Source organism: Leucobacter chromiiresistens, assembly GCF_001477055.1.
In the GTDB taxonomy this organism is placed as follows: domain Bacteria; phylum Actinomycetota; class Actinomycetes; order Actinomycetales; family Microbacteriaceae; genus Leucobacter; species Leucobacter chromiiresistens_A.
The window spans coordinates 1-8,363 of the sequence record NZ_LDRK01000007.1 but is presented as its reverse complement, the minus strand read 5'-3'; the positions used below and the strand labels follow the sequence as shown (position 1 = coordinate 8,363).

The following is an 8,363-nucleotide window of genomic DNA, read 5'->3' as shown; positions in this document are numbered from 1 at the left end:
CGAACGGGCGACCACCTAGATTTAACCAGGATAGTGCGTCGGCAGCGTAAGATGTTTAGAAGAGAACGGGGCAGGCGGGCGCAGGCGCGCACGAACGGCCGGCCGGATCCGCGATTCTCAGTCAGTGAGAAACCCCGAGGGCGCGGCGGCGCGCCCCCGCGACACTGAACGAGGCTCCGCGAGCACTCGCTCGCTCGCGGGGCCACCCCCGCTTTTCGAACCGTCACAGGAGACCACATGATCGTCGACCGCACTCGCGTGGCCATCGTCGGAGCGGGGCCCGCGGGCCTGCTGCTCTCGCACCTGCTCGCGGAGGCGGGCATCGAGTCGATCGTGGTCGACGCGCGGAGCCGCGCGGAGATCGAGACGACCATCCGGGCCGGCATCCTCGAGCAGGGCACCGTCGAGGTGCTCGACGGGATCGGCGGAAGCCGCGCCCGCACCGTGGGCCACCGCCACGACGGCATCGAGCTGCGCTTCGCCGGCGAGGGGCACCGCATCGACTTCCCCGCCCTCGTCGACCGATCGGTGTGGCTGTATCCGCAGCACGAGGCGCTGAAAGACCTCATCGCCGCCCGTCTCGCCGCGGGCCAGGACCTGCGCTTCAGCACCACCGTCGAGGGCGTGCACGACATCGAGGCGCAGCCGCGCATCACGGGCGCCGACGAGAACGGGGCCCCCTTCGAGATTCGCGCGGACTTCGTCGTCGGCGGCGACGGATCGCGGAGCGTCGTGCGCCGCGCGGTGGCCGGCCGCCGCGAGACCGGATCGTTCCGCGAGTACCCGTTCGCCTGGTTCGGGGTGCTCTGCGACGCCCCGCCGAGTGCGAGCGAGCTGATCTACAGCAACTCCGCCGACGGTTTCGCGCTGATCAGCCAGCGATCGGACACCGTGCAGCGCATGTACTTCCAGTGCGACCCGAATACCGACCCCGACGCGCTCTCCGAGGCGGAGATCTGGGAGACGCTGCAGCGCCGCGTTCCCGGCACGCGGCTCGCCGAGGGCCCCATCTTCCAGCGCGACGTGCTGCGCTTCCGCAGCTTCGTCGCGGGCGAGCTGCGCCGGGGGCGCGCCGCACTGGTGGGGGACGCGGCGCACACGGTGCCGCCGACCGGCGCCAAGGGCATGAACCTCGCCGTCGCCGATGTGCTGCTGCTCGGCGACGCCCTTCGGCGGCTGCTGGTCGAGGGCGACGAGCGCGGCATCGACGCCTACGCCGAGCGGGCGCTGCGCCGCATCTGGAAGGCGCAGCACTTCTCGTGGTGGATGACGAGCATGCTCCACGCGGCGCCCGGGAGCGACGCGTTCGACCGGCAGCGGCAGCTCGGCGAACTGCGCAGCGTCACGGAATCGGAGGCGGGCCGGCGCTACCTGGCCGAGGCGTACACGGGGTGGCCGCTCGAACGCTGAACGACGGGACGGTCTCAGACGTTCTCGTCCCCCGACTCCGCAATCGCCGCCTCCAGCCGCTCCAGCTTGCCGTCGAGCTCGCCCGCGAACCCGGGGCGGATGTCGGCCTTCATCACGAGCGAGACGCGTGAGCCGAACGGCAGCACCGCTTCGGTCGCGCGCTTCACGACGTCGAACACCTCGTCCCACTCTCCCTCGATCTCGGTGAACATGGACGAGGTGCGGTGCGGCAGCCCCGAGGCGCGCACCACCTTCACGGCCTCGGCGACGGCGTCGGATACCGAGGCGTCGCCTGTGCCCGACGGTGCGACGGAGAATGCGAGGATCATGCGGGAGTTCCTTTCGGTCCGGGGATTTCGAGGTCGATGAGATACCCGAAGCTCTGCAGCGGTTCGGGGAACTCGACGCCGCGCTCCAAACGTTGAGCGTCGCTCACCTCGACCGTGCCGGCAACCGGCGCGTATTCGTACGAGTGCTTGCCGCCGACCCGACCGTACGCGCAGAGCAGCCTGCGGATGCGCCGCACGACCCCCGTGGTGAGCGGCGCATCTTCGGGGAGGTCGATGTGATGGTCCTCGAAGTAGTCGGGAGCCAGGGCCCGATCGAGCCCGAGCGAGAACTGGTCGTCGTACCGATCTCCCGCGGGCCCGAGGCGCCACGACACCGTGTCGCCCACGCCGAACTCGTCGCCGCAGCACCCCCACTGCCAGGGCTCCAGCCAGACGCGCACCACCGAAGACTCGTCTGCCATCATCACACCTCCGACGGCACCTCGACGGGGTTGGTGGAGGACTTCTGCGGGCGGCGCGCGAACCAGAGCGAGACGATCGCGCCGAGCAGGATCGCCGCGACCGGCAGCAGCATCGACTGCGCCATCGCGGCGGCGAAGCCCTCGCGCGCCGCCTCCGGCAGCTGACCGCCGCCCATGCCCGCCTCGCCGCCAGCGGCACCCGCGGCGCCGGCACCACCGCCCGCACCGCCCAGCTCGGCGGCGATGCGCGACTGCATGAGGGCTGCGATGGCTGCGGAGCCGAGCACGGCGCCGACCTGGCGCGAGGTGTTGTTCACGCCCGATCCGGCGCCCGCGAGCTGCGGCGCCAGGCTGAACGTGGTGATCGACGCCAGCGGCCCCCACATGCAGGCGTTCGCCACGCCGAGCACCGCGCTCGGCACGAGCAGCAGCCAGAGCGGCGTCTCGGGCCGCAGCAGGAAGAAGTAGAGCAGCATGCCCGCGGCCACGAGCGTGAGCCCGAACGTCGCGATGCGCCGCGGATCGGTGCGGTCGATGAGCAGGCCCACCGGGCGGGCGAGCCCCGCCGAGAGCAGCGCCATCGGCACGAGCATGAGCGCCGACTGGGTCGGGGTGAGTCCGCGCACGAGCTGGTAGTAGAACATGAGGGGCAGGCCCATGCTGGTGACGGCGAGGCCCACCGTGACGATGGTGCCCGTGCCGACGGAGAAGTTGCGATCCCGGAAGATCTCGAGCGGCAGCAGCGGCTCGCCGCGCTGCACGCGCTGCCACACGACGAAGAGGGCCAGCACGACCGCGCCGGCGATGATGAGGCTCCACACCGAGATCGGCCCCCAGATCACGCCCCACTCGTAGCTCTCGCCCTCCTGGATGCCGAAGACCAGCATGAACATGCCCGCGGCGCTCAGCAGCACGCCGACCCAGTCGAAGTGGTGCGCGTGCGTATCGAGACGGGGCACGAACCGCATCGCGAGCACGAAGCCGATGATGCCGACGGGCACGTTGATGAAGAAGATCCACTCCCAGCCGAAGCCGTCGAGCAGCACCCCGCCCAGGATCGGCCCGACGAGCGTCGCGACGCCCGCCGTGATGCCCCACACGGCCATCGCCGAGCCGCGGTTGCGGGGCGAGAAGATGCGCGTGATCACGGCCATGGTCTGCGGCGTCATGAGCGCGGCGCCCAGCCCCTGGAACACGCGCGCCACGATGAGCGCTTCGACGGTGCCCGACATGCCGCACGCGAGCGACGACAGCGTGAACACGGTCAGGCCGACGAGGTAGATGCGGCGCGGGCCGAAGCGGTCGCCGAGGCGCCCGGTGATGAGCAGCGGCACGGCGTATGCGAGCAGATACGCGCTCGTGGCCCAGAGCGTCGCCACCATCGTCGTGCCGAGGCCCTCCATGATCGAGGGGTTCGCGACCGACACGATCGTGGTGTCGACGAGGATCATGAAGAAGCCGAGCACCAGCGACCACAGGGCGGGCCAGGGGCGGATCTCGGGCTTCGGGGAGGAGGGGGTTTCGGAGGTCACCCGAGAAGACTACTCCTGGCCTCCGACACGGTCAGGGGGTGGCGGCGGGCAGCTCGGAGGGCCCGAAACGCTCGGGCAGCAGCTCGTCGATCGTGCGGATGCCGGTGGGCGTCTGCAGCCGCATGCCCGGGGCGGCGGCCTCGGCGAGCAGCTGCCGGCAGCGCCCGCACGGGGTGATCGGCCGGCCCTCGCCCACGCAGGCGAACGCGACCAGGCGCCCGCCCCCGCCGAGGTGGAGCTGCCCGATCATCGCGCACTCGGCGCACAGGGTGACCCCGTAGCTGGCGTTCTCGACGTTGCAGCCCGTGATCACCCGGCCGTCGTCGACGAGCGCGGCGCACCCCACCGCATAGCCGGAGTAGGGGGCGTAGGCGTGCTCGGCTGCGGCGAGCGCGGCGTCGGTGAGCGCGGTCCAGTCGATGTCGGTCCAGTCGATGTCGGCGGCCATGCCCCCAGCGTATCCGGGGCGGCAGGGTCGCGGCCGGCCGCGAAACGCGGGAAAGCCCGCGGCGCGGCACCAGCGCGGCACCAGCGCGGCTGCACGCGCGGGAGCGCCCGGGGCGCGAGCCCCGGGCGCTCCGATCCTGCACCGCCGCGCCGGCTAGTCCTTCAGCGCGTCGCGCAGCTTCACCCGTACGCCCGTGCGCAGAATCGAGTTGCTGTAGATGCGCGACCCGATCCAGATGACGACCGCGATCGTGGCGACCAGGATGCCCAGCGACAGGATCGGCTCCCACCACTCGGCGATGCCCAGGTAGAGGCGCATCGGCATCGCGTTGGGCGCCGAGAACGGGATGTAGCTCATGATCGCGAGCGCCTGCGGGTTGTCGTTGAAGAAGATGATGGCGAAGAACGGGATCATCACGAGCATCATCACGGGGCTCGTCACCGATCCGATGTCCTCCTGCCGCGACACCAGCGCGGCAGCGGCCGCGTACATCGCCGCGAGCAGCACGAACCCGAACGCGAACAGGATGCCGAACCAGATGATCGACGTGCCGAGTTCGCCGAGCAGCAGATCCTGCCCGGTCGCGAGCATGCCGACCGACGCGAGGGCGAGGATCGCCACCACCGTGCCGAGGGCGAGGGCGCTGTTGCCGAGGATCTTGCCGGCCAGCATGGTGCGGGCCGAGACGGTGGCCAGCAGGATCTCGATGATGCGCGTCTGCTTCTCCTCGACCACGCTCTGCGCGATGGTCGTGCCGAAGGTGAGCGCGGTCGTGTAGAAGATCATGCCGAACGCGAAGGCGATGATGTACGCGAGCAGCGGGTTCGCGCCCAGCGGTTCGAGCAGCTCCACCGACGGCGCCGCCGAGAGCGCCTGCACGAGGTCGCTCGGGGCGCTGTCGAGCGCGATCACGGTGAGATCGAGCGGCGTATCGCCGCCCGGCACGACCGCCGCCTCGACGTCGCCGTCGCGCACGAGCTGCTCGGCCTCGGCACGGTCGCCGGCCTCGGTGACGTCGAAGCCCGCCGCTTCGAGGGCGTCGCCCTGGGCGCTGCTCCCCCCGGCGACGGTCGCCACCTGCGTGGGGCTCCCGAGGCCGCCGCCCTGCGAGATCAGCCCGCTGATCACGACGCCTCCCAGCACCACGAGCAGCAGGATGCCGGTCGAGATGAGGAACGCCTTGCTGCGCAGCCGGGTGGTGATCTCGCGCTCGGCGACGAGCCACGCGCCCTGCACCCCCGTGATGGGGCGCGACGCGGATCGCGGAGACTGAGAAGTGAGTGGAGCGGTCATCGCACGACCTCCTTGAAGATCTGAGCCAGTGAGGGGGTGATGGGGGCGAAGCGCCGCACCGCGGCGCCGGGGGCCGCCTGCTGCACGGCGCGGGCGAGCACGGCCTGCGCGGCCGCAGCGTCCGGGGCGTCGAAGCGGGCGAAGCCGCCGTCGAGGTGGGTGACCTCGACGCCGGGCTGTTCGCGCACCCAGCCCGCATCGGCCGCGGGCCCCTCCAGCTCGAGCTCGAAGCTGCTCCCGGAGTGCTGGGCGCGGAGGCCCTCGCGCGAGCCGGAGGCGAGGATCCTGCCCCCGCCGATCACCACGACGTCGTCGCAGAGCCGCTCGACGATGTCGAGCTGATGGGAGGAGAAGAGCACCGGCGCCCCCTGGGCCGCGTAGTCGCGGAGCACCGCGAGCACGACCTCGACCGCCATCGGGTCGAGCCCGGAGAACGGCTCGTCGAGCACCAGCGCCGAGGGCTCGTGCACGAGCGCCGCCGCGATCTGCGCCCGCTGCTGGTTGCCGAGCGAGAGGCTCTCGAGCGTGTCGCCGCCGCGCTCCCCCAGGCCGAGCCGCTCGATCAGGTCCGCCGCGGACTTCTTGGCGGCGGCCGCGCTCATGCCGTGGAGGCGCCCGAGGTAGACGAGCTGCTCGAGCACCTGCATCTTCGGGTAGAGGCCGCGCTCCTCGGGCATGTAGCCGAAGCGGGCGCGATCGGCGGGGGTGATGGCGGTGCCGTCGAGGCTGACCGTGCCCGCGTCGGCGGAGAGCACCCCGAGGATGATGCGCATGGTCGTGGTCTTGCCCGCGCCGTTGCCGCCCACGAAGCCGGTCATGCGACCGCCCTCGACGGTGAAGCTCACGTCGTCGAGCACGCGCCGCTCGCCGAAGCTGCGGGAGACGCCTGCGATGTCGATCATCTCGATCCCTTCTGTCGTGTGCTTCCAGCATGGTCGCGGTGCGCACCTGGCCGCTTCCCCCGCACGGCGGATTCGCGCTCCGAGCGGCGGAGCGCCCCTCCCCCCGGCGGCGGAGGCGCGACGTCGGCGGCACGCCCTACGCTGGTTCCATGCACGAACACGCGGAGTGGAGCCGGCCGAGCCCGGGCCGGAGCGGGCGGCGGGCCGACCTCGTGCTCGCACTGGTGCTCGCGGTCGCCTCGGTGACCACGGCGCTGCTCTATGCGCGCACCGGCATGTACCCGGGCGCGGCTGAGCCGTGGGTGTGGGCGGTCGGGCTCGGGCTCACGACGCTGCCGCTCGCACTGCGGCGCCGCTCCCCGGTGCCCGTGGCGCTCGCCGTCTCGGCCGGGTTCTTCATCTGCGGCCAGTTCGGCGTGCCCGAGGTGCTCATCATCAACATCAGCCTCTTCTGCGCGCTCTACACCGTGGGCGCATGGGAGCGACGGCGCACCCTGGCCCTCTGGGCGCGGGTCGGGATCGGCACGGCCATGATGGTGTGGCTCGTCATCGGCCTGATCGTCGCATCGTCGAGCACCGAGGCGTTCGAGGGCGTCTCGCGCTCCGGCATCTTCTCCGCGTACGCCACCTACGCCGTGATCCAGATCATCACGAACCTGCTCTACTTCGGGGGCGCCTACTTCTTCGGCGAGCGCTCGTGGCACGCGGCCCGCAACCAGGCGCTGCTCGAAGCGCGGGGGCGCGAGCTCGAGCTCGAGCGGCAGACGAGCGCCGCGCAGGCCGTCGCGCTCGACCGCCTCTCGATCGCGCGCGAACTGCACGATGTCGTCGCGCACCACGTCTCCGTGATGGGCATCCAGGCCGCGGCGGCGCGGCGCACCCTGGAGCGCGACCCCGCGCGCGCGGCAACCGCACTCGGCGTCGTCGAGGAGAGCGCGGGCACCGCCGTCGACGAGCTGCGGCGGCTCCTGCTCACGCTGCGCGATCCCGCGAAGGAGGCGACGGCGCCCACGACGATCGGGGTGGCCCACCTCGCCGAGCTCGTCGCCGACGCGCAGAGCTCGGGCACCCCCGCGACGCTCATCGTCGCCGGCGAGCCGAGACCGATTCCCATGCTCGTCGACGTCGCGCTCTACCGCGTCGTGCAGGAGGCGCTGACGAACATCCGCAAGCACGCCGGGCGCGGCGCCGCCGCCGAGGTGCGGCTCCGCTTCGGCGAGGAGTCGGTCGAGGTCGAGATATCCGACGACGGCGTGCGGCAGGAGCTGAGCCAGCGCTCGCGGGGCTCGGGCCTCGGCCTCCGCGGCATGCGCGAACGGATCGGGGCCGTCGGCGGCACCGTGTTCGCCGGGCGGCGCGAACGGGGCGGCTTCCTCGTGCGGGCCGCCGTGCCCATCGCACCTGCGACCTCCGCTTCGCCCACGGCCGTCCCGCTCGGCTGATCCCGCTTCCACTCCGAAAGGTGCCCATGATCCGCGTCCTCCTCGTCGACGACCAAGCGCTGGTGCGCTCGGGCTTCCGCATCATCCTCGAGTCGGAGCCCGACATCGAGGTCGTCGGCGAGGCCGAGAACGGGCAGGTCGCTGTCGCGCTCGCCTCCGAACTCCGCCCCGACGTCATCTGCATGGATGTCGAGATGCCCGTGCTCACCGGCATCGAGGCGTCGCGCCGCATCCTCTCGGCCGGCGCCGGGCCGGGAGCCGCGGGCGCACCGGCGCCCGCGATCCTCGTGCTCACCACCTTCGGGCACGAGCAGTACCTCTTCGACGCACTCGCCGCCGGCGTGAGCGGGTTCCTGCTCAAGACCGCCCGCGCCGAGCAGCTCATCGACGCCGTGCGCTCGCTCGCCGCGGGCGACGCGCTGCTCGGGCCCGACGTGACCCGCGCCGTCATCGAACGGGTCTCGGCCGCGCCGGGCACCACCCCCGCGCCCCCGCACGATGCGGCGTCGCAGGGCTCCGGCGATCCGGCGCCGATCACGGTGCCCGCGGCCGCCGACGCGGCGATGGCCGCGGGCCCCGTGGTCG

At 72.1% G+C, this 8,363-nt stretch carries 9 protein-coding genes; 3 read left to right on the top strand and 6 right to left on the bottom strand.

Annotation, left to right across the window (positions count from 1 at the left end):
* Window positions 1-237 precede the first annotated feature (237 nt).
* The gene (locus NS354_RS01015) at window positions 238-1,410 is read left to right on the top strand and encodes a 4-hydroxybenzoate 3-monooxygenase (protein WP_058592768.1); all 1,173 of its coding nucleotides are present in this window, start codon (window positions 238-240) and stop codon (window positions 1,408-1,410) included.
* Between the two features lie 14 nt (window positions 1,411-1,424).
* Here the strand turns inward: NS354_RS01015 and NS354_RS01010 are convergent, their stop codons facing one another.
* The 6 genes from NS354_RS01010 to NS354_RS00985 all read right to left on the bottom strand — a co-directional run bounded on the left by NS354_RS01010 (window position 1,425) and on the right by NS354_RS00985 (window position 6,336).
* Window positions 1,425-1,739, bottom strand: a complete 315-nt coding sequence (locus tag NS354_RS01010) for an MTH1187 family thiamine-binding protein (protein WP_058592767.1) — start codon at window positions 1,737-1,739, stop codon at window positions 1,425-1,427.
* Complete coding sequence (locus NS354_RS01005) at window positions 1,736-2,164, bottom strand: DUF6578 domain-containing protein (protein ID WP_193750678.1); 429 nt, start codon at window positions 2,162-2,164, stop codon at window positions 1,736-1,738. Before NS354_RS01005 ends, NS354_RS01010 begins: the two co-directional genes overlap by 4 nt.
* Window positions 2,164-3,693 carry a DHA2 family efflux MFS transporter permease subunit gene (locus NS354_RS01000; protein WP_082677835.1) on the bottom strand — a complete coding sequence of 510 codons (1,530 nt, stop codon included), beginning with the start codon at window positions 3,691-3,693 and terminating at the stop codon, window positions 2,164-2,166. Before NS354_RS01000 ends, NS354_RS01005 begins: the two co-directional genes overlap by 1 nt.
* 31 nt (window positions 3,694-3,724) lie before the next feature.
* Window positions 3,725-4,141 carry a cytidine deaminase gene (locus NS354_RS00995; RefSeq protein WP_058592765.1) on the bottom strand — a complete coding sequence of 139 codons (417 nt, stop codon included), beginning with the start codon at window positions 4,139-4,141 and terminating at the stop codon, window positions 3,725-3,727.
* A gap of 153 nt (window positions 4,142-4,294) precedes the next feature.
* On the bottom strand, window positions 4,295-5,434 hold the full coding sequence (locus tag NS354_RS00990; protein WP_058592764.1) for an ABC transporter permease: 1,140 nt from the start codon (window positions 5,432-5,434) through the stop codon (window positions 4,295-4,297).
* On the bottom strand, window positions 5,431-6,336 hold the full coding sequence (locus NS354_RS00985) for an ABC transporter ATP-binding protein (RefSeq protein ID WP_058592763.1): 906 nt from the start codon (window positions 6,334-6,336) through the stop codon (window positions 5,431-5,433). Before NS354_RS00985 ends, NS354_RS00990 begins: the two co-directional genes overlap by 4 nt.
* A 149-nt stretch (window positions 6,337-6,485) precedes the next feature.
* On the opposite strand from NS354_RS00985, the gene NS354_RS00980 reads away from it, so the two are divergent.
* Window positions 6,486-7,778, top strand: a complete 1,293-nt coding sequence (locus NS354_RS00980) for a sensor histidine kinase (protein ID WP_058592769.1) — start codon at window positions 6,486-6,488, stop codon at window positions 7,776-7,778.
* Between the two features lie 26 nt (window positions 7,779-7,804).
* On the top strand, window positions 7,805-8,363 hold a 559-nt coding region (locus tag NS354_RS00975), incomplete at its 3' end, for a response regulator (protein WP_058592762.1).

Bases quoted from the DNA above. Each gene is read 5' to 3' on its own strand.
- NS354_RS00980 (WP_058592769.1), top strand. From the start codon at position 6,486: ATGCACGAACACGCGGAGTGGAGCCGGCCGAGCCCGGGCCGGAGCGGG.
- NS354_RS01015 (WP_058592768.1), top strand. From the start codon at position 238: ATGATCGTCGACCGCACTCGCGTGGCCATCGTCGGAGCGGGGCCCGCG.
- NS354_RS01005 (WP_193750678.1), bottom strand. From the start codon at position 2,164: ATGATGGCAGACGAGTCTTCGGTGGTGCGCGTCTGGCTGGAGCCCTGG.
- NS354_RS00990 (WP_058592764.1), bottom strand. From the start codon at position 5,434: ATGACCGCTCCACTCACTTCTCAGTCTCCGCGATCCGCGTCGCGCCCC.
- NS354_RS01010 (WP_058592767.1), bottom strand. From the start codon at position 1,739: ATGATCCTCGCATTCTCCGTCGCACCGTCGGGCACAGGCGACGCCTCG.
- NS354_RS00985 (WP_058592763.1), bottom strand. From the start codon at position 6,336: ATGATCGACATCGCAGGCGTCTCCCGCAGCTTCGGCGAGCGGCGCGTG.
- NS354_RS00995 (WP_058592765.1), bottom strand. From the start codon at position 4,141: ATGGCCGCCGACATCGACTGGACCGACATCGACTGGACCGCGCTCACC.